Origin of the sequence: Ligilactobacillus acidipiscis, assembly GCF_900116935.1 — a bacterium.
GTDB classification, from domain to species: Bacteria; Bacillota; Bacilli; order Lactobacillales; family Lactobacillaceae; genus Ligilactobacillus; species Ligilactobacillus acidipiscis.
In genome coordinates this window covers 427,082-452,611 of sequence record NZ_LT630287.1, presented here as the reverse complement: position 1 = coordinate 452,611, position 25,530 = coordinate 427,082, and the positions used below count along the sequence as shown (strand labels likewise).

Here is a 25,530-nt window from a genome sequence, read left to right as displayed (position 1 = left end):
ACTTCCAGCTTGAGAGAACTACCATGACAGACCTCCCCGGGTAAGAGCAGTAGCTTTCGCATCAAACCGTTGGCTTTACTGTGACGGTTTCGAGTGGTCAGGGACTTCGATTTGTTAAGCAATCTCATCCCACCGTTTCCAGCCTTTTAGCCACTTCTTGTTCATCGATTCGATGTTTCGTCTAGGACTTCCTTCAGATTCTACCTCACGATAGACACCCTTGTCTTCGACTCGTGATACCGGCCACTACGGCTCACAGCGGACTTACACCGCCTAGTTACTGCCCATGCCGGGCGCACTTACAAAAAAAGACCAGATCTATTAAATAGATCGATCTTTTGTATATCTATATCTGCTTTTCGCATACTAGTGCTTCCCAAGGTTTCAATGCTGCATCTCCTAAACCAGATCCTTGCCTTTGGTAATTAGAAAGCAAAACCTTAGTTTTAGTATCAGCTGTATAGTAATCTGACAAGTCAAACGTCTTCTCACTTAAATTTGCGATGATCGTCCATTTTTGTTTACCCAAAACTCTCTCGTAAACGAAAACATCCGGATCGTCAGCAAATTTCAGCTCATAAGTGCCATCACGCAAAATCAAATTTTGATGCCGCAACTCGATCAATTTCCTATAATAATTGGAAACTGATTTTTGACTCTCTTGATCTTTTGTAACATTGATTTCAGGATAACGTGTGTTGATTTTAAACCACGGTTTAGCCTCTGAAAAACCAGCATTCACTGCATCATTCCACTGCATTGGAGTCCTAGCATTATCACGGCTGATCTTATGGGCAGCTTTCAAAAAGTCAGCAGCCGATAGGGTCTTTTGCTCCTCAACAAATTGATGATAATTAGTCGTTAACTCCACATCTTCGTAATCTTCCAGCTTAAAATCAGGATTTGTCATACCGATCTCTTCACCTTGATAAACAAAAGGTGTCCCCTGTAAACAATGTAACACTGTTGCAAAAGCTGTGGCGCTCTCATAACGGTATTCGTGATCATTGCCCCATCTAGATAGTGTTCGCGCGCGGTCATGATTTTCAAAATAAAGTGCATTCCAGCCATGATCTCGTAATGAGTTTTGCCAATCGCTTAAAATATTCTTCAAAGCAATGATATCTGCCGGTTGCACATCCCAGCGCCCATTTATGCCACCTGGTTTACGATCAATATGCATATGTTCAAAAGTAAAAACCATATCAAGTTCTTCACGCTTCGGGTCGACCAGCTGCCTGGCATCAATACTTTTAGATGCTGGAGCTTCGCCTACACTCATCATCTTAAATGGACTTAACACTTCTCGATCAATGTCATGAATAAACTCATGCATCTGTGGCCCATTATCTTGATTAGCTACAACATATTTTTCACCATTTTTAGCCGGATTATCGGGAAAATTCTGATTTTTAGAAATTGAGGTAATGATATCCATTCTCCAGCCATCGACACCTCTTGCTTTCCAAAAATGCATCAAGTCAAAAACTGCTTCACGAACTCGAGGATTTTCCCAATTCAAATCAGGTTGTTCCTTGGCATAATAATGTAAATAATACTGTTGCCGCTGTTCATTCCATTCCCAGGCTGAACCTGAAAAGTTTGAACCCCAGTTGTTAGGTTCGCTACCATCTTCTTTAGCATCTTTCCAAATGTAGAAATCACTAAAATAGTTATCCTTTGATTTGCAACTTTCTTTAAACCACTGATGTTGGTCAGAAGTTCCATTCACTACCAAGTCCATAATGATCTTTAAATTTAACTGATGTGCCTCACGGATCAAATGATATAAATCTTCATTTGATCCAAAACGCGGATCTATTTTGCGATAATCGGCAATATCATAGCCGTTATCAACTTGCGGCGAAACATAAAGAGGATTCAGCCAGATCGCATCAACACCCAATGATTTAATATAAGGTAATTTTTCAATAATACCGTTAATATCACCAAAACCATCGCCATTGCTGTCTTTAAAAGACTTAGGATAAATTTGGTAAATTACCGCATTTTTCCACCATTCTGAATTCATAATTTCCTCCGTCTTGCTTAATATTTTTTTCTAAACGATCCCTACTAAGGAAGCTAAAACTGAAATAATAATGCTTGCAAAAATCAAGGCATTCAGGGAAACATTCTTTTTCTTGATCAAATAAAAACAAGCTAACGTAATTACTAAGGGCAGTAACCCAACAAAAATCTGATCCAAAACATTTTGTGTTCCCAACACTTTCTTACCAGCCACAACCATATTCCATTTGATCTTAAGCTTGACCATTTGGCTTGTCATGGCACCAACCATCATTAAACCGATCGTACTTGCGGCCTTAGTCAATATGTTGATCAAACCATTTTCATATAACTGGGAAATATAAGTAGATCCCAGCGTATAACCCATTTTCCCACTATACCAACGAATGATCTGTACTGGTACGTTAAAAATCAGTAAGAAGACAATTGGAGCTAAAATGTTGCCAGATTTAGCTAAACCAATAGCAACACCAGCAGCGATTGCCTTTAAAACACCCCAAAATACTGAATCACCGATTCCGGCTAAAGGTCCCATCAGACTGGTTTTAATAGCATTAATAGAATCAGTATTAAAGTTCTCGGTCTCAGAGTTTTCCTTTTCCATCGAGGCGGTAACACCCATAATAAACGGAACTAAAGCCAAATTACTGTTGTAGTAAGAATTATGTCGCACCATTGCCTGCTTTTTTTCTTCTTCATCACTATAAAATTCGTTAATAAATGGCAACATCGTATATTCAAAATCAGAAGCTCCTTGCTTGCAGGTGTAACTGCTGAATAAAGTGTAAATGAACGCCAATACATTTGTCGTAAAAGTTTATTTTCCTTTGCTGTTAATTCTTTCTTTTCAGCCATTAAAGTTGTTCCTCCCTTTAAATCGATAATTTTTAGTTAAAAATTACAAAAATGCAATATCCGTTAACTAAAGAAATCATCATTTTCTTGCTCATCAGCACTTTCTGTTATATTCTGCTGATCTGGCGAGTTTGTTACTACTGCAGGACGTGCCGCATTTTTCTTTTCGATCTTATGCATTCTGAAATCATTTTGTGCTGAAACAACACCGATGACAATTGCCATTACAGCGACAGCAATCAAAGGCACCTTGAAATATGCCACGATCAAAAAACCTAAGAAATAATAAACTGAAATATTATTTTCCCACAAGATTTTCATCAACATAGCCATTCCGACTGCTGGCAACAAGTTGCCGGCCACAGACAAACCATTAACGATCGTATCAGGGATCATATTAATAGCATTTTGGGTTGCTTTTGAACCAACTAAAATAGCAAAAAATGGGATCAATGAATAAAGGAACCATTGTAAAGTCCACAAGCCAAAATGTAATCCAGTATATTTCTTTTGTTGTCCACTAGCGGCCAAACGGTCAAAGACACTGGCAAATGGTCCAACTACTAAAACATAAATCAATGTTTTAACTTCAACACCAATAATACCTAACGGGATCGCGATCGGCAAAGCAACGCCCAAGCCACCATGCATATTGATTGCAAAAGCAACAGCCAAAGCACTGGCCAAACCAGGTTCAGCAACCTTTGCACCACCGATATTGACAACGCCCATAAAAATAGTTTCAAGTGAAGCCCCTAGTAAAAGACCAGTCTGAACATCACCTAGTAATAAACCGACCAGCGGACCAATAACAATTGGTCGGCCAAGTTGTGTGAAACCTAAGAGTTCCTGGCCGCCAACAGTCAAGAAAACGACTAAAGAAACAACCAAAGCTTGATATAACATTATTTAAACCTCCTGAATAATTATTTGAGCTTGAAAAGCAATATAACAAACACTATCGTCAGCTGACTTTCCATATATATAGTTAAGATTCAATAGATCAAACGCTAAATTGCGCAACTTAGATCATAAAAATCTTATAATTTCTTCAACTCATCTGATGCCAATAGTTTCTTATTGTCTGGTAAATTTTGTAAGGCTGTTTCGGGATATAATTCAGTTAGTCGACGTAAATTTTCAATTTCCTCATTAGTTAACATTACAAATTGCGTAAATGTATGTTTTTGTCCCTCTACCGCTTTACCAACATTACCAATATTGACATATTTGATGTTAGACAGTTTTTCAGCTAAAGTAACAGCATCTCCCACTGTTCTAACTAGGACAAATAATTTCATTCTATCTGCCCGTGGATCAGATAAAAGATCGATCGCTCCTTGTAAAGACTTGATAATAACCTTCAATCCACTTGGCACAGCCATTTTCAAGGCCATCTTTTGCATTTCGTCATTAGCTGTTTCGTCGTTAGCGACCACGATGCCATCCAGGTCCAAAGCTCTTGACCATACCATCGCAATTTGTCCGTGAATCAATCTTTCGTCTACTCTAAGTGCTTGTATCATTTTAAAATCTTCCTTTCATCTTTAAATCATTATTTAATCAAAAAAGACATCATCAGAATCATCATCTGCGCTTGTCGGTTGTTGTAATTTAACTTTTTGCAAACTGACTCGTCCGCTTTGAATCAATTTATCTACAAATTCTTCGGTAATTGGCTCAGCTGATAATAAAGCTTCTAAAACAACCGGTAAATTGAAACCGGCTATGATAAAAACATTTTTATATTTAGCAGCCCGCAAACTGATTTGCTGGTTAACACTGCCTCCAAACATGTCAGTAAAGACCAGAACACGGTCTTTTCTCGTGATTTCTTTAAAGAAATCATCAAGTTGTTTTTTCAAGGTTTTATTTTCATCATTGTATGCTGCTATATAAGTAATGTTCTTGCTTTTGCCAGCAAACAATTCAATCTTACTTTGCGCTCCTGTAGCAAAATTTGCATGTGAAGCAACAAGAAACTTATTCACTGTTAAGCACCTCCCAATTATTTTGATTCACACTTAACATATAGCAAAAGGCGTGCCAACTTTTAAAAAAGCAGGTATTTCAAGCTTTTTTAAAGCACAAAAAAGAAATGCTTAGTTTTTAAGCACTTCTTTAAGCAGTTCTTATTTAAGCAGCATTGGTTTAAACAATTCATACATCAGTGACAGCTCATAATCATCGACCTTGATATTATATCTAGACTCAGCAAAATGAAAGATATTCCGAGCAACTGAATAAAACTCTTCCTCAGTTGCACTCATTTCTTTAGTATTCAACTGTTCAAACGAGCGGTCATTATTCAACAACATTCGCTCAAACATCAGAGCAATATGCATATAAAGGTTCAATTTTATTTACCGCTTAGATCCAAGTGATAATATCCTTCGAAGTTAGCAACTATCTCTTGTACCTCAGGAATAACTATTTCTGGGTTCATAAAGCGTAAACGCCCCTTTATTCCGCCAATTGTAAAGAAACGAAGCAGTTCATTCATCAAATCATTGATCGTTCGCTTATTTTCGCCCATTTGCTCCAGTAAAGAACGTAATTTTAAATCACCATTCTTATCCATAATGTTGTAGATGTTAATAACTTCAGCAACATTTTGATCAGGCACATCCGCAGTCGTTAACACAAAGCGGGTATTTTTGAAGTAAGAGTGATCATGATTTTGCAAAGTTGCCTTTAAGTCCCGATAATCCATTGTAATAAGCTCAACTTCACTTTGTAAACAAGCCTGTAATATCTCCTTAACTTCTTTCGACAAACCAACTCCAGACATACACGAAACAATAATATTCTGCTGTTGAGAAATTCCTTCATAATATTGGACATTCATTGTGTTTGGATATTTTTCTGCCTTTTCCGCAATTTTTTTAAACTCTTTTTTTTGTTGGATCTGCAATCCAATATCTAAAGCAATTGCAGTAGTTAAATTGTTGATCACTAACAGATCCGTGTCGAGTAATGATTTGACTTCCCGATACATATTACTTAGTGATCCCATATCAAACAGTAAAATTGTCCCGGCATAGCCTCTGCCTTGTTTTTTAATATAGTTATTGACCTGTTGACTGATCTCGCGGTTAGAAACATCGATCGGCATGTCAAATGCTTCAAAAATATAATTGCCGCACAAATCATTGACCACCGAACAAATACTAGAAGCCATCCCGCCACCGTGACAAACCATGATTGCTAACAAATTTTGACCTTCGATCTTATTAGCTTCATTTCCAAAAATCACGTAAAGCAAAATTAATTCGAACCACTCTTGATTTACCTGAATGTCAGCTAGGTTCATCGTTTTTTGGCATAAATATATTGTCCGTGGGAAATGTTTTTCACTTAAAATAACTGCATCCTTAGCATTCGGCAATTCTATTGCTTTCTGCAATAAACTGATCATTTCGGCAGCTCTATTGATCTTGCGCCCTGAAATTTCTTGGAGGACACCATAACGTGCACTGATCATTTGTAATGCATGTTCGATTTTTCGTTGAATATAATCTGTAAAGTAATCATCTAAACTCAAACTAGCGGATGTCCGGCGTGTATCACTTAAGAAGCGCGTCAAAGTCAGTGATTGTTCATTAATTTTTGATTGCTGTCGTTCCTGGCTTTGCAATGTGCTTAGTAATGTGCTTAAAGATGAGTAGAGCCCATCAGTGTTGCCTGTTATGAGTTTTTCGGCACCCGAACCCTTAATCAGCCAGTATCCCTCCTCTATATTATTGTCATGCTTATCAGGCAAAGTGATTTCTAGTAGATCTAATCCGCTATTATTGCTAAACGCTTCAGCACACAACAATTTGATCTGATTAGCCAATGAACCAACATTCCCGATTTGTTTCGTATTCAACAATTCCCTGACCGTACTATACGAAACACGGATATCGCGTTGCATTTCTAAAGCTTCACGTTTAAAGAAGTGTTCTATCAACTGGCACTGTTCCAATAATGGACGTTTTGAGATCGCAGTTAATTCAACTTGCAAGGGAACACGTCGTTGAAAAGTTTGTAATAGGTTATTATCCAAATTTTCAGTAGTAGCAAAAATAAAACGTACCTGAACATGATGCCTTTCTTTATTCTCACCCAATGGATAGAAGTCACCAGAATCCAATAAAACAAATAATTTTTCCTGACTTTCACGGGGCAAGCGATGTACTTCATCTAAGAAAAGATACCCGCCATTCGCTTGATCGACTAATCCGAGCATATCGGCATTGGCTCCCGTAAAGGCTCCTTTTTATAACCAAATAAAACCGAGGAAAGTAACTCCGGGTTATTTGCATAATCCGCACAATTAAGCACCGTAAAATTAGCGTCTTTAGAAATAACACCCTTTTCTTTGGCATACTTAAAGATCAAAGAAGCCAGATAGCTTTTCCCGACCCCTGATGGACCAGTGATTATCAGCGGAAAGCCATAAGGGGGGTAGTCAACTGCCGACTTACATTCTTCTACGATTTTTTTCAAACTTCCATCAGCACCGATCATGGCAGAAAAAGCATCACCCCCACTCGCCAATTGCCAGTAGACAGGTTTCGTTCCGCTTTTAATGATCAATCCTTCATGATAAAGCTTAGATAAATACGAACTTGTAACTCCGCGTGAAAGGCCAGCAGCCTCGGCTACCATTTGCGTGGTGACTTTCTGGGAATCGTGAACTAATTCTTTTAGTTGGTCTAAAACACGATATTTTGCTTTAGACAAATTCTCACCTCATTCTGATTAAAAAGTGCTTAACTTTATTTAAACACTTTTTGCCAACTTAACAAGAGCAAAAGCAAAAACCAGTTTTCGGCCTTCCTAGCGTTTACCTGATAGATAAGAAATTACATAGATGATCTATCATAGATTTATGCTTTTTAACAAGTGTATTACTGAACAATCCAAGGCATAATATGTTATTATTCTTACGTAAACGTTAAATAAATTTAATTGTTTTGTCACCTGCGCAGAATTTTATACTGTGTTTATGTTCTACAATACGAGGAGGTTTTTTTATGTCACGAACAGAAGAACTACCAACTACTACCAAAAGTGCCGTTTTAAACAAAGTATATGACATGCAGATCAAAGAAACTCCTGTCAAAGAAATGAAGTCCACGGATGTTCTAGTTAAAGTAATGGCTGTTGGGATCTGCGGTTCTGACGTTCATTTTTACTATTCCGGAAGATTGGGCGACTTTGTAGTCAACGCTCCTTTGATTTTAGGCCATGAAAGCTCGGGTCAAATTATTGCTGTCGGTGACGACGTAACTGGCTTCAAAGCCGGCGATCGTGTTGCTTTAGAGCCAGGTGTTCCTTGCGGCACATGCAAGTACTGTCGCTCAGGACGCTATAACTTATGTCCTAACGTGAAATTCATGGCAACGCCACCTGTCAACGGCGATTTAACGCAATATATTACTTGGCCAGCAGATTTTGTGTATCATATTCCGGACGATATGACATACGAAGTCGGTTCGTTAAGTGAACCCTTCTCTGTTTCGATCCATGCAGCTCAGCTGATGGACATCCAACCAGGTTCGACTGTTTTCATTTCTGGTTCAGGACCTGTGGGATTATTGGCGATCTTAGCAGCACGCGCCTTCAATGCTGGAAAAATCATTGCTAGTGATGCAGAACTGAGTCGTTTAGAGGTTGCCAAAAAATTAGGAGCAACTGACACGATCGATGTAACTAAGGAGGATATCAAAACAAAAGTTAAGAACTTGACCAATGATCATGGTGCAGATTACGTGATCGAAGCTTCAGGAAATAACCACGCTGAAAGTGACGCCCTCTTGACCTTAGGCCGTGGTGGAAAAATTGCCTACGTCGGAATGCCTGCACATGATGCAGCCCCACTAGACATCATGTTCATGACAACTTATGAGCCTCAAATCTTTGGTGTTTTCCGCTATGCCAACACTTATCCATTAGCAATCAAGATCTTACACGATCACATGGATGAAGCCGAAAATTTGTTGACCGACTTTTATGACCTAGAGCATACTAGAGACGCTTTTGAGCGGACAAGAACCGCCAAAAGCGATTCTTTGAAAGTCATTATTTATCCAAACGAAAAACTACGCACTAAATAGTTGATCTATCATTAAAATATCCAAATCAAGCTGTAAATTGCTAACGGCTTGATTTTTTTGCTCTATTTTTTAGGTAAAGCATTTAAAAAAACGTATTTACTAACTTGCCTAAATTCACATATAATTATTAGTATGAAGCTTAAATAATTTTGAAAGAGGAGAAATTCATGTCACAAATTCAGCCAGTTAATTTTAGAGATATTGGAGGTATTCCAGTAGCAAATGGAACCTTAACTCCAAATATTTTCTTTCGCAGTGGTCAGGTCGTAGATATTTCTAACGATACCGTTAATTTTTTACAAAATTCTTGTTCACTCAAAAGGATCTATGATTTTAGAAGTGCTGAAGAAGTGCAAAAGATGCCGGATACAAAAATACCGAGCGTGACTTTTACGCATTTAGACATTTTGCAAACTGCTAAAGCAAACCAAGCTTCGATGGACGAAATGGTCGAAGGAACAGGCGATGCTCATGAAAACATGCTAACAACTTATGAGCAAATGGTGACAAGTGATTCGGCCTGCCACGGCTATGCACAATTTTTAACTGATTTGCTCACAAATAACGATCCGCTTTTATTCCACTGTTTTGCTGGTAAAGATCGCACGGGTTTTGCTGCAGCTTTGATTTTAAAAATTGCCGGGGCAAATGATCATCAGATCATGGAAGACTACCTAAAAACTAACACACTGCGTAAGAAAGCTAATCAACAGATCATTGCTTATTTTAAAAACACAATTTCTACTGAACATTTACAGCAATTACAAATTGCATTGAATGTTGCCCCAGAATACCTAAATCGTGCAAATGACACGATCATAAATACCTTTGGTAGTTTTAACAACTATCTTCATGAAGGTTTAGGCCTGGAAAATGGCTTTGTATCAGAATTTCGCCATCAGTACGTTAAATAAGTACCGCTCAACACTAAGATTAAACAAAGTAATACTGCTAAGATCAAAATACGATGTAGAAACAAACTCAATTTCTACATCTTTTTATCCAGGTAACATTTTTTATTTGAAGTCACATTTCGAAAACTTCTGTCTACTTGTGGCACTCACTTGCCCAAGGTTAGTCTCACATTGCTGTTTGCAACACTTACTTAACTAAAGTTGGTCTCACATTTCCGTTTGCGACGCTTACTTGGCAAATGTTAGTCTTACATTTTTAATTTATTCAAACTTAAAAAATTTGTGCTTAAAAGAACCCCAGACCGTTGAAAAAACGATCTGGGGTTCTTCTCCAATAATACTGCTTGCTAAACTTTCTTATCCTTCGTAGAATTACTCAAGCCAAATACTTCCGACTTGCTACACTCCTTTTTTATTCACTTGAATTCAATGCACTGATCATATCGATCTGCTGCAATTTACGGTGAGTGACCCACATGACTATCGCAGAAAAGATGATCGTCATAACTGCCGAGATCACATAACCCGGCCATTTAATAACCACCGGAAAAACCATCATATTACTGGAAGCATAAACTAAAATAAACCAATTCAAAAACCAACCGATCACATAACCAAATAAAATGCCGAATAACGTGAAAATAATGTTTTCTCTTACAATGAACATGGTAACTTCTTTGTCAAAGAATCCTAACACTTTAAAAGTCGCCAATTCTCGCTTACGTTCTGAAATATTGATATTTGTTAAATTATATAACACCACAAATGCTAGTGTTCCAGATAAAACAATGAAGATGATGACGATTGAATTCATGCCCTTGACAGATTTTTCAAGCTTAGATCGTTGGGTTTCAGTGTAGCTTGTATTCAAAACTTCACCAGTATCTGCCAGTTTTTTTGCTAGCTGATCTTGCTGCTTTGAATTTTGCTTTTTAGTCCGAACAAGAAATGAATTTAATCGGGCCTTTTTTCCAAGAGCTTTCTGATAGTAAGCAGCACTTAGGTAAACATTATGTCCCACATAATTTTCAGTTACTTTAGCTAGTTTGAGCGTGTATTCACGCCCTTTTTCATCCTCAAAATAAAGCTTGTCACCTTTCTTTAAATTATACGCCTGTGCCAAACGTTGACTGACAACTGCCCCGTTTTTAGGGATAACTTGCGTTTTATTGCTACCCGGCATATTTAAAGAAATATAATTCTGCAACTTTTCAGGATCCTTAACAGCATATAAAGAAGCTACTTGGTTGCTGGAATTTTTTTGTCTAAAAGTAACTTGTTCCATGTGAACTGGTAACTTTCCAGTAACCCGCTGATCATCTTGTAACACTTGTGAAGCTTTGTCTTTACCAGCAGATTTGAGAGTAACCAGCGCTTGATAACGATTGATCTCACTAAATTGTTTAGTTCCTGGTGCTGGGATCGAATCATTTAAACCAAAACCTGCTAGCATCAATCCTGTACAACCAGCAATCCCAAAAGTGGTCAATATCATCCGCGACTTATATCTAAAAAGATTACGAAAAGTAATTTTTTTGGTAAAGCTCAGCTTTCTCCAAAGTGGAGTAATTTTTTCCATTATGATCCTCTTACCAGCTTTTGGTGCTTTTTCAACCAGTAAATTCATCGGCTTCTCACGCAGATCTCGGAACAAGACTAAAATCACCGATCCCAGAGTTGCGACCAAAGCGGCTACACTGGCAAGCCAAATCAAAAAAGGATAGAATTTAGAAGAAAAGTTCTGAAAAATATACATTGAACCAGTCATCTTGAAAACCACCGGCGGCAATGCCTTACTGCCGACCAAGACACCTAACACGGTCCCAATAATTACTGTCAGTAAAGCATACAGCACATATTTCATAGAAGTTTCCAGCTTAGTATAACCTAGTGAAAGTAACGTCCCGATTTGGCGTCGATCTTCCGTGATCATTCTCGTCATCGTTGTAAAAGTGATCAAAATAGCGATAAAGAAGAAAAATACTGGAAAAATATTTGCGATCGCATCGATTCGATCTGACAAACTAGCATAATCATTGAATCCGGGCATATCTGTCCGTTTATCTGTCAAATAGGTCGGCTTAGAGATTTTTGTTTGCTGTTGCAGTTTTTCTTTGCCCGCTGTTAATTTTTGCTGTCCCTGCTGTAGTTGTTGTTCTTGTTGTTGTAATTTATTTTTTGAAGCAGCTAATTGTTGTCTTGGCTGAACTAGTTGTTGTTGTGCCTGCTGTTGGCCAACTTGTGCTGCCAAAATTTCTTCTTGTTGGTTTAGCTGCCGCTCTTGTTGTGCTAATTGTGACTTTCCGTTACTTAATTGCTGCTTTGCTTGAGTAAGCTTTTCTTGTTGAACTGCTATTTTTTCTTTGGCAGGACCACTTTTCTTAGTTGCAAAATTTTGTAGTTCAACCTGTCGCTGGTCTCTGCGCTTTTCCAAAACCTTGTCTAATTTCTTAATATGTCGATTTAACTGGTGTTTGTATGAACTAGAAGAATATGTTTTTTCTTTCAGATCATCAAAAGTCACGTACATTTGTGAGTAAACATCCGTCGCAAAAGATTTTAAAGGAATATAAACAAAACCATTAGCTTGACCATCACCTACAGTTGTGTTGCCCCGTTCTTCATTCGCAATATATAATGGTGACCTCACAAATCCAACAACATGAAACTTAGTTTTTTTCAAAGAATCATTATTTAATGTGATCGTTGAACCAAGAGGATAATCGCTTGAAAGTACTTCATCAACAACAACTTGATCCTGTTGTTGCGGCAAATGACCTTTAACTACTGCCAGCTTATTTTGTTTGTCTGCTTTTGAATATGAATAGACCTTCAAATTATTTTTCTTATTCTTTTCTAAGTAATCAAACCCTTTACTAAGTTGAACTTGACTGCCAGAAATTTTTTCCACAGACTTCTGATCATCTTTTGTTAGCCCACCGGTCGAAATAATTTGCAAATCGGACATATTATTTGTCTTGATCTCGTTTTGTGCACTTGCTGTTAAATCTGGCCCAACACTTTTTACCCCAACAAATAGCAAAACGCCCATAAAAATAATCAAAATAATTGCAATAAATCTTCCGAGCGAAAAACGAATATCACGGAAAGTTGATTTTAAGTACGTCTTTTTCAAACTCTCACTCCTATCAAAACAAAGCTTTTCTTCCTTCTTAGTATATCTAAAATAATGCAAATCCGCCATCGTACATTTCTTGATGACATCAAAAAAGCCACGCTTTTTTCCAAATAGCGCAGCTTGGTTTTGAAACATTTAAATTCTTAATCAACGTAACTTGAATGAGTCTGATTCAACCATGCGTATGTCATTCCGATGACTAAAGCGCCACCAATATAATTTCCGACAAAAGCAAAGAGCAAGTTATGCAAAACACTTGCCGTCGTCATTCCTGCGATCGCACCTTTAGAAGCAAAAAAGGCCAAAGAGAATGCCGGAAAATTAGCAATAACGTGTTCGTATCCTAGAAAAGCAAAGATAAAGATCACAAAAATAATAGCCATAACCTTACCCGCGTCATCCTTCATTCTTAAATTGATAAAGAACGCCGTATTAACAACGATATTTGCAAAAATTCCCTCAACAATGATCTGAACAGTGGACTTGCTTAGTTTAGCCGCTACACCAGTAAACATATAATTATCTGCTGGCAAGTTTTGAAACGGCCCAGTTAAAGAAACCAAATATCCAAAAATGATCCCACCGATCAGGTTAAACAACACACACGTCATCAATATTTTAATTGCTTTGCTAATATTGATCTTTTTCCGATATACCCCGACTGTCATAAAGAGCATATTAGAGGTCCCCAGTTCTGCATTCATAAAGATGCTCATGACCAATGACCAACTAAACATAAAGGCAAAAGTGAACTTTCCTGCCCCAGGCATAAATTTTTCCGCTTGGATCGCCGTTCCAAAGGCAATCGAAGTTCCTAAAGTCAAAAATAATGTAGCTAAAACTGATCGAGCTGCATAACGCCAATAACTACTGTCGATCAAAGCGACCTTGTTTTTGATAGCGGTATCGATTTTCTTAAACAAAGGCGATTCTGTCGCTGTCTGTTCTCCTACTGCCGGAACAGTCTGTATAAATTTTTCTCCCTCGTTTTCAAAATTTCCTACGTTATTATTTATTTGCGTTTGTGCTTCCATGATGTTTATCCCCCTAAGCCTCACCAAATTTTGGTTAAGTAAAATATTGCTCGTTTATAACTGTTTTAGACAATCTATGTGATCGAAAAAATAATTTTTTTGAGGTAGCTACCCATAAAAATAATATTTCAAAACTGCTCAACATAAAGTTTGTGAAATAATCCTTCCCAAGTTAATGCAAGCGCTGTCATACGATCAATGAAGTTATAGTAATATAATTTTATGCTGATGTCAAAGCTTTTTTGTAATTCCAAAAAGATTTATATTTTGTACAATAAATTTCACCAAAGGGGTTGAAAACGGTTTCCTATTGGGCTTATAATATTAACTGTTGATTCAAAGCTATCAATTTTAATTTATTCAATTCAATAACTTTTTTATTTAGTGTCTATAAGTAAAATTTAAAAGAAGATAACAGATATTACATAATGTTGACCTGCATAAAAATCTCCTTTTAAACTCTTAGTTATATTCACAAAGTCTTCTATTTGAACAACAAAAACTTTTTAGGGGGATATTATAATGGATTTCAAAACAAGCAATGCAGAAGGACCGGTCGATTTCATTAATGTTGATGATTTGGAAAAAATGGCACAAAAAGTAGTACCGAAGGGGGCATTCGGCTATATTGCCAGTGGTGCTGGGGACACATTCACATTACATGAAAACTTTCGTTCTTTTAACCATAAATTGATCGTACCTCATACATTAATGGATGTTGAAGAACCTGAAACAAAAACTACTTTTGCTGGAGAAGAACTTACGGCACCAATGATCATGGCACCTGTTGCCGCACACAAATTAGCTAACGAGCAAGGTGAAGTTGCCAGTGCTAAGGGAGTTGCTGATTTTGGTTCGATTTATACAGTCAGCTCATATTCATCAGTTGACCTGCCAGAAGTAACACAAGCTTTGAATGGGGCACCTGAATGGTTCCAATTCTATTTCAGCAAAGATAATGGCATAAACCGCCATATCATGGATCGTGTGAAAGAACAAGGAATTAAGGCGATCGTGTTGACAGCCGATGCGATGGTTGGCGGTAATCGTGAAACTGATGCCCGCAATGGATTCACTTTCCCTGTGACACTTCCTATCGTGCAAGAATATTTACCGGACAGTGTTGGTAAAACAATGGATTATGTTTATAAATCAGCTAAACAAAAGCTTTCTACTAAGGACGTCGAATTTATTGCTGAATATTCTGGGCTTCCTGTTTATGTTAAAGGACCACAAAGTAAAGAAGATGTTGACCGTGCTTTATCTGCTGGCGCTGCAGGGATCTGGGTCTCAAACCATGGCGGTCGCCAATTAGATGGCGGCCCTGCCGCTTTCGATTCATTGCAAGAAGTTGCTAAAGCAGTTGATCATCGTGTTCCAGTTATTTTTGACTCTGGCATTCGCCGGGGCCAGCATATCTTCAAAGCAATCGCTTCAGGTGCTGATGTTGTTGCTTTAGGGCGTCCTGCTATCTATGGTTTAGCTCTTGGCGGCAGCGTCGGTGTTAAACAAGTTTTCGAAAAATTGCAAGCTGAGTTAAAATTAGTAATGCAATTAGCTGGTACTCAAACGGTCGAAGACATCAAACATTTTGAATTACGTGATAATCCGTATGATCCAGCATTTAGTACCTTAAATGATCTGAAATTATTTTAAAATAAACACTAATACCTGATCGCAAAAACAGCGGCATTCATTTCAAATTTCAATGAATGTCGCTGTTTTTTGTATTCTTTAATAGTATCCTCTAAAAACGGTCTGGCAAAATAATAATTAACATTATGTTTCCTAAAATATACACCGCTTCTTAAACTAACAAGTCAGTGGACAACAACTTAACAATTTTTATATCCTATTCTCTTTTTAACCTACCATTGATAAAAATTTTTAATAAAAAAAGCTTTACCAACATCTTAACACCTGAATTATTCATACTTTTCCCTTAAGGACTACTTTTTGTTGTTGTCATGCTAGTTCGCATCTTTTTCGTTTTTCACCTGTTGGGTGTACAAAAGTAAGCAGTGTTCAACTGGACGGATTTCAAGTAGAAGCTGATTCTTATACAATTACCTTATTCAATTAGCTAGAGGTGATTTTTTGGAAGATAAACCAGAATTTGTGCAAGTTAAGGTGGCTGCGCTTAAAAACAAAGATTATAAGCCGCAAAAAGCCATGCAGTTGCGTGTAGATCAAAATAAGACTGGCGTCATTTATAATCGGATCAATAATTATATCCTAGATGCTTTTTTGAAGGCGGTGTTTACGCATGACGATGCTTGATTTGTCCCAGCTCGACCGGATCTATTTGGCAACTGGGAAAACTGACCTTCGCAAAGGAATTGACGGTTTAGTTACTGTGATCACCGAACAATTCGCCTTGGATCCATACCAGAGTACCTTATTTTTATTCTGTGGTAGTCGCAAAGATCGTTTTAAGGGACTCCTGTGGCAGAAAGATGGCTTTTTGTTGCTTTACAAGCGTTTTGAAGACGGTCGTCTTCAATGGCCGAGGAACCAAGCTGAAATGCGGCAGCTTCAACCCGCTCAATTAGTCCGTTTACTACAAGGCTGGTCCATAGATGCGACGATTCATGACTTTGATCCAGCACATTTAACCTGAATTATTCATACTTTTGAATTATTCATACTTTTCGTTGCAGTTAAAACTTTGTGCAAAGTTACTTTAGTGTGTAAAAAAAGCAGCTTTTTGTTAGTTTTGTTGTCGGACTGTTTAAAAAAGGACAGACTTCACCCTTTCCCTAAGAAAAACATTTTTTATTTTGTGAGTTCACAGCGGATATATTTTTAGATTTTGAATCTTGAACAGTGTCTGCCAAAATAATTTATCGAACACATTGGTCTGAGATAAATGGACCCAGATTTGACGCGCATGGTGCGTGACCTTAGCTGCCACATGGAGTAATTTAAAACGGATCGTCCCGACCTGAGCGTGTTTAAGCTTTGTTGGTAAAACTAAGTTCTTCATGGCTTGCAGTATATTATAAGCGACCCCAGCTACCAGCATCCGGAACTCATTGGCCTCAAAACTAGAACTGTCCGTTTTATCAAAGTGAAAGCCACGTTTAACTTCTTTGATCAAGTCTTCCATGGAACCGCGTTGGTGATAGAGGGCAAAGACTTGTGGACCGCTTAATTCTTCCAAGTTGGTCACGATAAACTCATGGTCAAACAGAAAGTTGCCCGCCGGCCGCGTTGATTTAATAATCACACGATAAGGTCGTGACCAACTTTGAGGACAATAGTCTCGCAGGACATGCCATTGGACTTCAGCTTCGGTGAAGTCCTGGTCACCCACTTGGATCAGGTTTTCAGCCCGACTTTGGAGCTGGTAGTTCGCTTTTAAACGAATCACGAACTTAGCCTGCTTTTTATCACACGCATGGTAGATCCCTGGAGCTGCGAAACCAGAATCTCCTCGCACTAAGACATCCAGGGAAGATCCGTCATAGGCCCGTAAGCTCCGTAATAAAAATTTAGTCGCACCTTGGGAAGTATAGCGATTGCCGGGGCGTAATTGAGCATTCAACAAGCAGCCCGATAAAGCATCAAAGGCTAGTAAAGGATGATAACCGTTGGTCTGGTAGTGACCGTTATAAGCACTCTTTTCTTGGTCACCAAACGTATCGGCATGTGTCGAATCTAGATCAAGGATCAGCTGATGTTGATTTAGCTGCCCAAGAACAAAGTGAGCTACCGAGCCGAGCAATGATTTGACTGAAAAGAGCCCAGACGCTGAAATGTGATTGATAAAGCGTGAAAGTGTCGGCTGGGAAGCGACCGCTTGAGACAAGACCAGCTTAAAATCAACGGCGTGTGACAAGGTATTAGCCGACTGATCTTGGCAGTATCCTGCCAGCAATTGCAACAGCAACTGCTTAAATAAATTGTTCAAGGGAAAGGTACAATATTTACGGTCATCTTTAAAATGCAAGTTATCTTCTAAGAGCTGGTCAAAGTGAATTTGGTGCAGAAATTCAGCAATTAATAAAGTTCCGGCATCGTTCGCTAACTCACCACCGTCATTAGAAATGTTGATCTGGTCATTGAATAAAAGTTTTTCATGATGTAAAGTTGACATAAGGAGCACTCCTGTTCTTTGTGGTTTTCAACGACTTAACAATAGCACAGGATGTGCTCTTTTTGTACACCCAACAGGTGAAAAACGAAAAAGATGCGAACTAGCATGACAACAACAAAAAGTAGTCCTTAAGGGAAAAGTATGAATAATTCAGGTTTAAGACTGCAGCAAAAGAACAATGTGGTTTAGTTTTCCCTGTGGAAAACTAAATCTTTTTTGCTCATCCACAGTTTTAAATCTGTGGATGCAATTATGCTGAAAGCGTGCTATGCTAACTTTTGAAAACATCAGCTACATCGCTGATCAGAAAATGGTGAAGTTAAATGGATCAACAAAAAACGATTGCTAAATTAACACTTGAAAATGAAGAACTCCGTAAACAAAACAAGGCTAATGAACAGCGGATTGCTGAACTGGAAACTCTTTTAAAGTCTTTTCAGGCAAAATTATTCGGGACTAAGTCAGAAAAAACTGTCTCGGTTAACGAAAATCAAATGACACTTTGGGATGATGACAGTGTTTTTACCTGGTCAGAGCACACTGACAAACAAAGCGCAGAAAGTTCTCAAGAAAAGATCCAAAAGTCACCGAAAAAGCGGGAAAAACGGCAAAAGCAAATAGAAGATTTAGAGATAGTTAAAAACATTAAACGGCTCAAAGAAACTACTTGTCCTTACGGACAAGCACTTAAGGTTGTTGGAGAGAGATTTATAGGGAAAAAACTGCACTACAAACCAGCCGAATTATGGGTGGTCGAGGAATACGTTGCAACCTACGCTTGTGCTTGTGCTGCTTGTCTGGCGCAAAATAACGGTCAGACAGCTTTCTTTAGCGCCGAAAAAGCGACGCCTTTATTCCCACATAGTCTGGCTACCCCCACTCTGTTAGAGAATATCGTCTATCAAAAATACGTTTTAGGGACACCTCTTTATCGTCAATTAAAAGATTGGCGTCGTTTCGGGTGGAATGTCTGTGAGCCGACTTTAGCTGCTTGGGTCATTCAGGGGGCAGATATGCTAAGATCATTGTATGATCTCCTACATAAAAAATTGCTGCAACGTCCCTATTTACAAGGTGATGAAACTGTTGTCAAGGTTTTGCGTGAACCTGGGAAAAAGCCTACGGCTGAATCACGAATGTGGGTGCAACGCACGGTCCAAAAAGACAAACTACAAGCTATTTATTATGCCTATCGGCGCGATCGTTCTGAAAAATCGGCTTGTTCCTTATACAGTGGCTTTACTGGTGTTTTACAATGTGATGGTTATCAGGTTTACCCTAAAGTAGATTGTGCCGACCGCGTTGGTTGTTTAGCTCATGTGCGCCGTAAATTTTTTGAGGCAGCCAAATACAGTCAGGCCGCTAAAGGTCCGCTAAAAATCCTGGATCAGATTTTCCACCAAGAAAAGAAATGGGCCAGTTTAAATAGTTCTGCTAGAATAAACAAAAGGAATGAGTTTTTAAGGCCTTTGTTCGAAAAATTTTGGCAGGCTTTGGCAACTTGCGCTGCTCTACCTAAGTCCTTATTGGGGAAAGCTATCGCATACGCACTAGGACAAAGGGAAGCCATCAATAAATTATTACAATATGGTGAGATCGATATTTCCAATAATACTTGTGAACAGGCGGTAAAATCGTTGGTTATCGACCGCAAGAACTTTTTATTCAGTACAAGTGTGGCAGGCGCTGAGGCGAATGCCATCTGGCTGACCTTGATCGAAAGTGCCAAAGCTAATGGCCTTGATCCGCAAAAATATTTAACCAAAATCCTGACTGTAGTTCCTCAGCTGGGACCTTTCCCAACTGAAAAAGAACTAGAGCCTTATTTACCCTGGAATTAAACTTAAATAGCGCCAAAGATCCCTGATATGAAGCAAGGTTTGCTTTCGTGTCAGGGATCTCTATTTTGTCAAAGCAAATTTAAATGGTTTTGTCTAACCGTCCAGTTGAACACTGCTTACGTACAAAAAGAGCACATCCTGTGCTATTGTAAAGTCGATGAAAACCACAAAGAACAGGAGTGCTCCTTATGTCAACTTTACATCATGAAAAACTTTTATTCAATGACCAGATCAACATTTCTAATGACGGTGGTGAGTTAGCGAACGATGCCGGAACTTTATTAATTGCTGAATTTCTGCACCAAATTCACTTTGACCAGCTCTTAGAAGATAACTTGCATTTTAAAGATGACCGTAAATATTGTACCTTTCCCTTGAACAATTTATTTAAGCAGTTGCTGTTGCAATTGCTGGCAGGATACTGCCAAGATCAGTCGGCTAATACCTTGTCACACGCCGTTGATTTTAAGCTGGTCTTGTCTCAAGCGGTCGCTTCCCAGCCGACACTTTCACGCTTTATCAATCACATTTCAGCGTCTGGGCTCTTTTCAGTCAAATCATTGCTCGGCTCGGTAGCTCACTTTGTTCTTGGGCAGCTAAATCAACATCAGCTGATCCTTGATCTAGATTCGACACATGCCGATACGTTTGGTGACCAAGAAAAGAGTGCTTATAACGGTCACTACCAGACCAACGGTTATCATCCTTTACTAGCCTTTGATGCTTTATCGGGCTGCTTGTTGAATGCTCAATTACGCCCCGGCAATCGCTATACTTCCCAAGGTGCGACTAAATTTTTATTACGGAGCTTACGGGCCTATGACGGATCTTCCCTGGATGTCTTAGTGCGGGGAGATTCTGGTTTCGCAGCTCCAGGGATCTACCACGCGTGTGATAAAAAGCAGGCTAAGTTCGTGATTCGTTTAAAAGCGAACTACCAGCTCCAAAGTCGGGCTGAAAACCTGATCCAAGTGGGTGACCAGGACTTCACCGAAGCTGAAGTCCAATGGCATGTCCTGCGAGACTATTGTCCTCAAAGTTGGTCACGACCTTATCGTGTGATTATTAAATCAACGCGGCCGGCGGGCAACTTTCTGTTTGACCATGAGTTTATCGTGACCAACTTGGAAGAATTAAGCGGTCCACAAGTCTTTGCCCTCTATCACCAACGCGGTTCCATGGAAGACTTGATCAAAGAAGTTAAACGTGGCTTTCACTTTGATAAAACGGACAGTTCTAGTTTTGAGGCCAATGAGTTCCGGATGCTGGTAGCTGGGGTCGCTTATAATATACTGCAAGCCATGAAGAACTTAGTTTTACCAACAAAGCTTAAACACGCTCAGGTCGGGACGATCCGTTTTAAATTACTCCATGTGGCAGCTAAGGTCACGCACCATGCGCGTCAAGTCTGGGTCCATTTATCTCAGACCAATGTGTTCGATAAATTATTTTGGCAGACACTGTTCAAGATTCAAAATCTAAAAATATATCCGCTGTGAACTCACAAAATAAAAAATGTTTTTCTTAGGGAAAGGGTGAAGTCTGTCCTTTTTTAAACAGTCCGACAACAAAACTAACAAAAAGCTGCTTTTTTTACACACTAAAGTAACTTTGCACAAAGTTTTAACTGCAACGAAAAGTATGAATAATTCAGGTAACAGTTTGTCGGTAAAACTCCTACTAACTTTTATTTATTTTTACTGCTAAAGTAACTTACTAAGCCGATCACGATCCATATTCCTAAAACAACATATTCATATGGCCAAACCAATGAAACCGAAGTTCCAGGGATCACCGTTGCCAAGGCGATCATGATCGCGATCACACCGCCAATGATTGGTAAAGTCAGGTGCTTATTACGAAAACCACCCACAAGATCCGGATACTTCTTACGAACAGCGGCTAAGTTAAAAGCATTGATCCCCCAAGCTAAAGCTGTCAAAAATCCGCCAATATCAAGGAAATAAGTAAGTGCTCCTTTACCCATCCAGCCTAGCCCGAGAACTAGCACAAGAGTCAAGACAACAGCTCCTGAAGGTGTACCATACTTGGGGTGGATCTTAGCAAAATACTTTGGTAAGATCTCTTTTTCAGCCAGCGAATATATCAACCGTGGAGCCGCTGAAAAAAGAGCTAAGAAGCTGGTCCCCAAACCAAGAAAAGCAATTACGAATGCCGCAGTACCTAATTTAGGAAAGCCGGCTGCTTTAAAAGAATCGATCGAACCCATCTGCATTTGTGCAGTTTCTTTCCAAGGAAAGATCCAGGCCGACGACAACAAAACTAAAATGTAATAAGTTGCAGCAATACCTATAGAAAGAATAATGATCTTACCAATTTTATGTGCTGGTGTTTTAACTTCCTCAGCCATGACACCAATCGATTCCCAGCCTGTCAAAAAGGTCATAGCTGGTAAAACAAAGCGAAAAACAGCCGGCATTTTAGCTTGCCCCTTATAAAAAGAGGATGAAAAGTTACTTGCTTTACCTTGAGAAAAGCCAACAACGACTAGTACCAAGCCCAAAATAATCAATAAGGCAAGCAAAACGATCTGGACGTTACTTGTCAATTCGGCACCCAAATAGTTGATCGCAAAAATAAATAATGTAATCAAGACGCCCAAAATCAATTCACTGTAATGAACTTTTGCCCCAGCAAATGAATACGCTGGTCCAGTCGCAATTTTAGGAAAGATTTCTGAAAGCAGAAAACTAGATGCTGTAACATAAAAAGCTAGAGCACTTAAATATGATCCTAATAAAGCCCAACCTGCAAATAAACCGCCCTTTTTACCGAAAGCTTCATAGCCATAAACCACTTCGCCCCCTGCTTTAGGGTAAATTGTCGATAATTCGGCAAATGAAAGGGAAACGAAAACCGCTAGAATTGAAGCAGCTAACAGCCCAAAGATTTCCCCGCCAGCACCATATTGTTTAAAAAATTGACTGTTCGTGTAGATCCAACTGCTGCCGATCACCCCTCCAGAACCGAGTGCGATCAATCCAGCTGTACTAATGCTATGTTTAAGCCTATTTTCTGCCATCTTATCTCCCTACATTCTTCTAGCTCTATGTATGTGCGGTCAAATACCGCTTAGTTGACCACAAATGATTCAATAATATTTAGTTTTCTTATTCTGACCTCAGTGCAATTGCTGCATCCTTCTTGGAACCCATTCTGGCTGGTACATGACCACCTAAAACTGTCAAGACTGTACTAATGATAATCAGCAAGAGAGCATGCCAAGGATTTAATTGGGCCACATTACTCAAATCAGTCACCTTCTCCAACAAAACATTGGCTGGGAAAGTTAATAACCAAGCAATGACAACTCCCAAAACACCTGATCCCAAGCCTAAAATTGTAGTTTCTGCATCAAAGACTCGAGTAATATCTTTCTTGCGTGCTCCCAGTGCCTTCAAAACTCCGATTTCTTTAGTCCGTTCCAAAACAGAAGTATACGTGATGATTGCAATCATGATCATCGATGTTACAAGTGAAATACCTGCAAAACCTATCAAAACATAGGTGATCGCATCCATTAAACCACCAGTTAACGAACTGATACTGCCAGCCAGGTCATTATAAACAACCTTATCTGCACTTGATTTGCCATGATTATACTTATCCAAGTAGTCAGTCACACGATCTTTTTGATCAAAACTCTTAGGATAAATTTGAATAGTACTTGGAACACTTGCAGCGCCTAAATAAGTCATCAGACCAGGACGGTTTGCATCCTTGATAGACTGACCAGTTAAGACATTTTGTTCACTTGAACGTTGGGCATTTGCAACGGCTGATTTTTTATTTTGATCAACAACCTCTTTGGTCAGGCGGTCATTATAAGCGACTCCATTTGCTAAAAGCCCATCCGAATTTTTTGACTTAGTACGTAAGATCCCAGTCACTGTCAAAGTCTTCGTCTTAGCTGAAGAAGCCATTTGACTATAATCCTTACTTGGAACAAAGTTTCCTGTTGGCAGCTTTTGGTAAAAATCATCATTAGCCACTAATTTGACCTGAGTTCCGATCAAATCTGCAGTCTTCAAATTCTGATTATTCTTAACATTAAAGCCCAAGTTTTTTAAGGCATTGATATTCACATTATTATGTTGATCAGCAATTAGCACAATGTCTGTTTTCTTTGTCGGATATTTACCAGCGAGCGTTTTGTAGTTTTGCTTCAAAAAGCTCATTTTTCCGTTGCGATCCGTGGGGTAGACTGCCCCACCAACTCCGACAGAAGAACTGGGATCGCCAGTTGATCCTTGTTGTGTCTGCGACTCATCCATATTGGAAAAAGTTACTAGCTGATACTTGCCATTCACCTGTCGCACTAAGTTGAAGCCTGTGGTATAGCTATAAGCAATATCTTTGGCTGCCGATTTCTTGATATTTTTTACATAATCAACATATTTAGTATCAAGCTTATTGATATGTTGAGCCAATTCCGCTGTACTCCTTTTAGCAGTCACAGTTTGTCCTTTGGCAAAATTCTTTTTACCTGTAGATTGCGAGTTTTGCATCGCTGCCTGCGAATCTAACCCAACACGTGAGATCGTGATCGGGAATTGCGACAATGTCTCCGCCTGTGTATTATCGATTTGCTTTTGAAAGCCGTTAGATAAAGCTAACACGATCCCAATACCAATAATTCCGATACTAGAAGCAAACATTGTTAAAAATGTCCGGCCTTTTTTGGTTTTAATGTTCGTAAAAGACAGTTTTAAAGCAGTCCAAAAGCTCATCTTAGTCCGCTTGAGCTCGAAGTCATTATTGACTTCACCACTTTGATATGGATTTGAGTCAGATAAGACTTGCCCGTCATTAAACTTAATGATCCTGTCTGAATATTCTTCAGCTAATTCAGGATTATGCGTAACCATAATTACCAATCTGTCTTTAGCCAGTTCTTTGATGAGATCCATGATCTCACGACTTGTCTGAGTATCCAACGCCCCAGTAGGTTCATCAGCCAGCAAGATTTCAGGATCATTTGCTAGTGCCCGTGCGATCGCCACACGCTGCATTTGACCACCTGATAACTGTGCTGGTTTCTTATTCATATGTTTTTTCAGCCCAACACGTTCAAGTGATTCTTTTGCTTTCTTGAGCTTTTCGTCATTGGAAACACCGCTCAATGTCATACCCATCGTAACATTATCAATAATACTTAAATGAGTAATAATATTGTAATCTTGGAAAATAAAACCGATCGAATTATTGCGGTATGCATCCCAGTCAGCATCTTTGAACGTCTTTGTCGACTGACCATTGATCACTAAATCACCTGAATCGTATCGGTCCAAACCGCCGATCACGTTCAACATAGTTGTTTTTCCAGAGCCGCTAGCACCCAAGATCGAAACAAATTCTTTTTCACGAAAGGATACAGAAACATCATCTAACGCCTTGGTTGTCGTATCCCCGACTGTATAATACTTTTTGATGTGCTTGAGGTCTAACATCATGAACTCCTCTCTGTCTTTAAAAACTTTATGAAGAAAACT

At 38.9% G+C, this 25,530-nt stretch carries 17 protein-coding genes and 2 pseudogenes; 7 read left to right on the top strand and 12 right to left on the bottom strand.

Going from position 1 to position 25,530, the window contains the following annotated elements; genetic code table 11:
- Nucleotides 1-346: 346 nt before the first annotated feature.
- The 7 genes and pseudogenes from BQ5903_RS02050 to BQ5903_RS02020 form a co-directional block, all read right to left on the bottom strand.
- Complete coding sequence (locus BQ5903_RS02050; protein WP_079578638.1) at nucleotides 347-2,032, bottom strand: glycoside hydrolase family 13 protein; 1,686 nt, start codon at nucleotides 2,030-2,032, stop codon at nucleotides 347-349.
- A 30-nt stretch (nucleotides 2,033-2,062) separates the two neighbouring features.
- A pseudogene (locus BQ5903_RS02045) lies at nucleotides 2,063-2,886 on the bottom strand (PTS system mannose/fructose/sorbose family transporter subunit IID).
- Between the two features lie 63 nt (nucleotides 2,887-2,949).
- Nucleotides 2,950-3,792: a PTS mannose/fructose/sorbose/N-acetylgalactosamine transporter subunit IIC gene (locus tag BQ5903_RS02040; RefSeq protein ID WP_010498745.1), complete on the bottom strand. Its 843-nt coding sequence runs from the start codon at nucleotides 3,790-3,792 to the stop codon at nucleotides 2,950-2,952.
- A 134-nt stretch (nucleotides 3,793-3,926) separates the two neighbouring features.
- On the bottom strand, nucleotides 3,927-4,412 hold the full coding sequence (locus BQ5903_RS02035) for a PTS sugar transporter subunit IIB (RefSeq protein WP_010498744.1): 486 nt from the start codon (nucleotides 4,410-4,412) through the stop codon (nucleotides 3,927-3,929).
- A gap of 33 nt (nucleotides 4,413-4,445) precedes the next feature.
- Nucleotides 4,446-4,877, bottom strand: a complete 432-nt coding sequence (locus BQ5903_RS02030) for a PTS sugar transporter subunit IIA (protein ID WP_010498742.1) — start codon at nucleotides 4,875-4,877, stop codon at nucleotides 4,446-4,448.
- A 141-nt stretch (nucleotides 4,878-5,018) separates the two neighbouring features.
- Nucleotides 5,019-5,243, bottom strand: a complete 225-nt coding sequence (locus BQ5903_RS02025) for a PRD domain-containing protein (protein WP_079578636.1) — start codon at nucleotides 5,241-5,243, stop codon at nucleotides 5,019-5,021.
- A 2-nt stretch (nucleotides 5,244-5,245) separates the two neighbouring features.
- A pseudogene (locus BQ5903_RS02020) lies at nucleotides 5,246-7,398 on the bottom strand (sigma 54-interacting transcriptional regulator).
- A 509-nt stretch (nucleotides 7,399-7,907) separates the two neighbouring features.
- On the opposite strand from BQ5903_RS02020, the gene BQ5903_RS02010 reads away from it, so the two are divergent.
- The gene (locus tag BQ5903_RS02010) at nucleotides 7,908-8,990 is read left to right on the top strand and encodes an NAD(P)-dependent alcohol dehydrogenase (RefSeq protein ID WP_010498740.1); all 1,083 of its coding nucleotides are present in this window, start codon (nucleotides 7,908-7,910) and stop codon (nucleotides 8,988-8,990) included.
- A 167-nt stretch (nucleotides 8,991-9,157) separates the two neighbouring features.
- Nucleotides 9,158-9,904 (top strand): tyrosine-protein phosphatase, encoded by a 747-nt coding sequence (locus BQ5903_RS02005; RefSeq protein WP_010498738.1) that lies wholly within the window; start codon nucleotides 9,158-9,160, stop codon nucleotides 9,902-9,904.
- Between the two features lie 412 nt (nucleotides 9,905-10,316).
- On the opposite strand, the gene BQ5903_RS02000 is transcribed toward BQ5903_RS02005, so the two are convergent.
- Both BQ5903_RS02000 and BQ5903_RS01995 read right to left on the bottom strand, forming a co-directional pair.
- Nucleotides 10,317-13,040, bottom strand: a complete 2,724-nt coding sequence (locus BQ5903_RS02000; RefSeq protein WP_172823818.1) for an FtsX-like permease family protein — start codon at nucleotides 13,038-13,040, stop codon at nucleotides 10,317-10,319.
- 146 nt (nucleotides 13,041-13,186) lie between these two features.
- A complete protein-coding gene (locus tag BQ5903_RS01995) occupies nucleotides 13,187-14,077 on the bottom strand; it encodes a formate/nitrite transporter family protein (RefSeq protein ID WP_231920902.1) in 891 nt (296 codons plus the stop codon).
- A 522-nt stretch (nucleotides 14,078-14,599) separates the two neighbouring features.
- Between BQ5903_RS01995 and lctO the strand changes: the two genes are divergently transcribed.
- The 3 genes from lctO (at nucleotide 14,600) to tnpB (ending at nucleotide 16,697) form a co-directional block, all read left to right on the top strand.
- Nucleotides 14,600-15,733 carry an L-lactate oxidase gene (gene lctO, locus BQ5903_RS01990; RefSeq protein WP_010498722.1) on the top strand — a complete coding sequence of 378 codons (1,134 nt, stop codon included), beginning with the start codon at nucleotides 14,600-14,602 and terminating at the stop codon, nucleotides 15,731-15,733.
- A 441-nt stretch (nucleotides 15,734-16,174) separates the two neighbouring features.
- Nucleotides 16,175-16,357 carry a hypothetical protein gene (locus BQ5903_RS01985; protein ID WP_079578630.1) on the top strand — a complete coding sequence of 61 codons (183 nt, stop codon included), beginning with the start codon at nucleotides 16,175-16,177 and terminating at the stop codon, nucleotides 16,355-16,357.
- Nucleotides 16,344-16,697 carry an IS66 family insertion sequence element accessory protein TnpB gene (tnpB, locus tag BQ5903_RS01980; protein WP_079578628.1) on the top strand — a complete coding sequence of 118 codons (354 nt, stop codon included), beginning with the start codon at nucleotides 16,344-16,346 and terminating at the stop codon, nucleotides 16,695-16,697. The genes BQ5903_RS01985 and tnpB overlap by 14 nt, the downstream gene beginning before the upstream one ends.
- 168 nt (nucleotides 16,698-16,865) lie before the next feature.
- Here tnpB and BQ5903_RS01975 read toward each other — a convergent pair whose 3' ends face one another.
- Entirely contained in the window at nucleotides 16,866-18,176 is a 1,311-nt protein-coding gene (locus BQ5903_RS01975) for an IS1380 family transposase (RefSeq protein ID WP_079578588.1), read from the bottom strand.
- A gap of 323 nt (nucleotides 18,177-18,499) precedes the next feature.
- On the opposite strand from BQ5903_RS01975, the gene tnpC reads away from it, so the two are divergent.
- Both tnpC and BQ5903_RS01965 read left to right on the top strand, forming a co-directional pair.
- Nucleotides 18,500-20,017, top strand: a complete 1,518-nt coding sequence (gene tnpC / locus BQ5903_RS01970; protein WP_079578626.1) for an IS66 family transposase — start codon at nucleotides 18,500-18,502, stop codon at nucleotides 20,015-20,017.
- A 188-nt stretch (nucleotides 20,018-20,205) separates the two neighbouring features.
- The gene (locus BQ5903_RS01965; RefSeq protein ID WP_010499933.1) at nucleotides 20,206-21,516 is read left to right on the top strand and encodes an IS1380 family transposase; all 1,311 of its coding nucleotides are present in this window, start codon (nucleotides 20,206-20,208) and stop codon (nucleotides 21,514-21,516) included.
- A 188-nt stretch (nucleotides 21,517-21,704) separates the two neighbouring features.
- Here the strand turns inward: BQ5903_RS01965 and BQ5903_RS01960 are convergent, their stop codons facing one another.
- Complete coding sequence (locus BQ5903_RS01960; protein ID WP_079578624.1) at nucleotides 21,705-23,060, bottom strand: APC family permease; 1,356 nt, start codon at nucleotides 23,058-23,060, stop codon at nucleotides 21,705-21,707.
- 88 nt (nucleotides 23,061-23,148) lie between these two features.
- The gene (locus BQ5903_RS01955) at nucleotides 23,149-25,488 is read right to left on the bottom strand and encodes an ABC transporter ATP-binding protein/permease (RefSeq protein WP_079578622.1); all 2,340 of its coding nucleotides are present in this window, start codon (nucleotides 25,486-25,488) and stop codon (nucleotides 23,149-23,151) included.
- Nucleotides 25,489-25,530 lie beyond the last annotated feature (42 nt).

Bases quoted from the DNA above. Each gene is read 5' to 3' on its own strand.
- BQ5903_RS02050 (WP_079578638.1), bottom strand. From the start codon at position 2,032: ATGAATTCAGAATGGTGGAAAAATGCGGTAATTTACCAAATTTATCCT.
- BQ5903_RS02040 (WP_010498745.1), bottom strand. From the start codon at position 3,792: ATGTTATATCAAGCTTTGGTTGTTTCTTTAGTCGTTTTCTTGACTGTT.
- BQ5903_RS02035 (WP_010498744.1), bottom strand. From the start codon at position 4,412: ATGATACAAGCACTTAGAGTAGACGAAAGATTGATTCACGGACAAATT.
- BQ5903_RS02010 (WP_010498740.1), top strand. From the start codon at position 7,908: ATGTCACGAACAGAAGAACTACCAACTACTACCAAAAGTGCCGTTTTA.
- BQ5903_RS02005 (WP_010498738.1), top strand. From the start codon at position 9,158: ATGTCACAAATTCAGCCAGTTAATTTTAGAGATATTGGAGGTATTCCA.
- BQ5903_RS01995 (WP_231920902.1), bottom strand. From the start codon at position 14,077: ATGGAAGCACAAACGCAAATAAATAATAACGTAGGAAATTTTGAAAAC.
- lctO (WP_010498722.1), top strand. From the start codon at position 14,600: ATGGATTTCAAAACAAGCAATGCAGAAGGACCGGTCGATTTCATTAAT.
- tnpB (WP_079578628.1), top strand. From the start codon at position 16,344: ATGACGATGCTTGATTTGTCCCAGCTCGACCGGATCTATTTGGCAACT.
- BQ5903_RS01975 (WP_079578588.1), bottom strand. From the start codon at position 18,176: ATGTCAACTTTACATCATGAAAAACTTTTATTCAATGACCAGATCAAC.
- tnpC (WP_079578626.1), top strand. From the start codon at position 18,500: ATGGATCAACAAAAAACGATTGCTAAATTAACACTTGAAAATGAAGAA.
- BQ5903_RS01965 (WP_010499933.1), top strand. From the start codon at position 20,206: ATGTCAACTTTACATCATGAAAAACTTTTATTCAATGACCAGATCAAC.
- BQ5903_RS01960 (WP_079578624.1), bottom strand. From the start codon at position 23,060: ATGGCAGAAAATAGGCTTAAACATAGCATTAGTACAGCTGGATTGATC.
- BQ5903_RS01955 (WP_079578622.1), bottom strand. From the start codon at position 25,488: ATGTTAGACCTCAAGCACATCAAAAAGTATTATACAGTCGGGGATACG.